The following is a 2,442-nucleotide window of genomic DNA, read 5'->3' as shown; positions in this document are numbered from 1 at the left end:
CCCCCCTTTACAAGGGGAAAGGGGGGAAACAATGTGATGAAAATTACGGAATAACACTTTTCAAACATCCTCTAAAGTAAATTGGGGATTTTTAGTCATCAAAAGACAACTTTTGCTATTAGACTGGGAATTGATTCCCAGGCGGGCTATGAGTTTTACGTTAAGTTGACACCAATGAAGCTCTTGCTTTACCCCTACCTTTAGAATCAAACAATCAAGCCGTTTTGAGTATACACCGTAGCCAAAGCATCGGGGGATTAAGAGGGGTAATTTGACACGGCAATGAAACACAGGAGATCATTAATCATGTATCAAAGTGAAGCACCTCCGCAAAAAAACTTGCCCACCATGTATGATTTACCCAGTGAGGATATTGATGAAGAATTAGACTCCACAATTCATCCCCGTCCACCATGGGAAACCATGCCCACGATGTATGATTTACCTAGTGAAAATCCAGAGGAGCCAGGTTTGCCAGACGAATTTCATGACTTTCAACCGCAATTATTACGGGAAACTTGTCAATCTCCCGTTTATCCCCAAGAGGAAATGTTCATTGGTACGGATTTAAACTTATACTATGATGGTCGTCATTATTCATGGTATAAAAGACCTGATTGGTTTTTAGTCTTAGGTGTAGCTGCTTCCGAAAAACAAGAAGATATGCGGTTGAGTTATGTAGTTTGGCAAGAAGTAGTAGCTCCATTTTTAATAGTGGAATTATTATCGCCAGGTACAGAAGCAGAGGATTTAGGACAAACATTAAGAAGCGCGAATAAACCACCGACAAAATGGCAAGCTTATGAACAGTATTTGCGATCGCCCTATTATGTGATCTTTGATAGATATGAAAATCGCCTCCGAGTATTTCAATTACGTGGGACAAAATATCAAGCAGTGGAACTGACAGAACCAAAATTTTGGTTTCCTGAATTGGAATTGGGAGTAGGAGTTTGGTCAGGAAAATATCAAGATACAGAAGGTTTGTGGCTACGTTGGTATAATCAAGATGGTGATTGGATTCCTACTTTTGCGGAAAGAGCAGAACAGGAAAAACAACGAGCAGAACAGGAAAAACAACGAGCAGAACAGGAGAAACAACGGGCAGAACAGGAAAAACAACGAGCAGACAAACTAGCTGAGAAATTGCGGGCTTTGGGGGTGAATTTAGATGAAATTTAAAGAAAATTAACCGAAAAAAGTATTTCTGCTTGGCGATCGCATTCGTCAAATAGGGATATTATGGAAAAAAACACCCTAATTAAGTAATTGGACAAAAATATTTACAGTCATTGCGAGCGAAGGGAAGCAATCACAACCCTGGCGATTGCTTCATTTCACTTCGTTCCATTCCCAATGACATTGTGTAATTAATTCTGTCTGACTACTTATCTTCCAAACCAATGTCAAATATCAATTAGGGGCGATCGCCGCTACAATTGAAAACTTCTTAGATCATCCTCAAGAATCGAAGGAAATGGGCGATTGCGCCCGGCAGTTTATATTAGATAATTATACATGGGATAAAATAGCATTAAAGATGATCTCTGTTTACGAAAATATCATTCAAAGTTATAATTTATGGGGCATTCCAGGCAATGAAGCACAGGAGATAATGAATCATGTATCAAGGTGAAGCACCTCCCCAGAAAAACCTGCCCACCATGTATGATTTACCCAGTGAGGATATTGATGAAGAATTAGACTCCACAATTCATCCCCGTCCACCCTGGGAAACCATGCCCACCATGTATGATTTACCTAGTGAAAATCCAGAGGAGCCAGGTTTGCCAGACGAATTTCATGACTTTCAACCGCAATTATTACGGGAAACCTGTCAGTCTCCCATTTATCCCAGGGAGGAAATGTTCATTGGTACGGATTTAAACTTATACTATGATGTGCGCCATTTTGCATGGTATAAAAGACCTGATTGGTTTTTAGTCTTAGGTGTGGCTGCTTCCGAAAAACAAGAAGATATGCGGTTGAGTTATGTAATTTGGCAAGAAGGATTAGCTCCATTTTTAATAGTAGAATTATTATCGCCAGGTACGGAAGCAGAAGACTTAGGACAAACATTAAGAAGCGCGAATAAACCGCCGACAAAATGGCAAGCCTATGAACAGTATTTGCGATCGCCCTATTATGTGATCTTTGATAGATATGAAAATCGCCTCCGAGTATTTCAATTACGTGGCACAAAATATCAAGCAGTGGAACTGGTAGAACCAAAATTCTGGTTTCCTGAATTGGAATTAGGAGTAGGAGTTTGGTCAGGAAAATATCAGGATACAGAAGGTTTGTGGCTACGTTGGTATAATCAAGATGGTGATTGGATTCCTACTTTTGCGGAAAGAGCAGAACAGGAGAAACAACGAGCAGACAAACTAGCTGAAAAATTGCGGGCTTTGGGGGTGAATTTAGATGATATTTAAAGAAAAT

General features: G+C 39.9%; 2 protein-coding genes. Both read left to right on the top strand.

Features of this window, described 5'->3' with window-relative positions; translation table 11 throughout:
* Positions 1–306: 306 nt before the first annotated feature.
* Positions 307–1,182: a Uma2 family endonuclease gene (locus FJR37_RS25835; protein ID WP_027402575.1), complete on the top strand. Its 876-nt coding sequence runs from the start codon at positions 307–309 to the stop codon at positions 1,180–1,182.
* Between the two features lie 440 nt (positions 1,183–1,622).
* Positions 1,623–2,435 (top strand): Uma2 family endonuclease, encoded by an 813-nt coding sequence (locus FJR37_RS25825; RefSeq protein ID WP_039202968.1) that lies wholly within the window; start codon positions 1,623–1,625, stop codon positions 2,433–2,435.
* Positions 2,436–2,442 lie beyond the last annotated feature (7 nt).

This window comes from Aphanizomenon sp. UHCC 0183 (assembly GCF_009712065.1).
In the GTDB taxonomy this organism is placed as follows: domain Bacteria; phylum Cyanobacteriota; class Cyanobacteriia; order Cyanobacteriales; family Nostocaceae; genus Dolichospermum; species Dolichospermum heterosporum.
The sequence above is the reverse complement of the archived record's forward strand: the minus strand, read 5'-3'. Positions and strand labels throughout refer to the sequence as shown.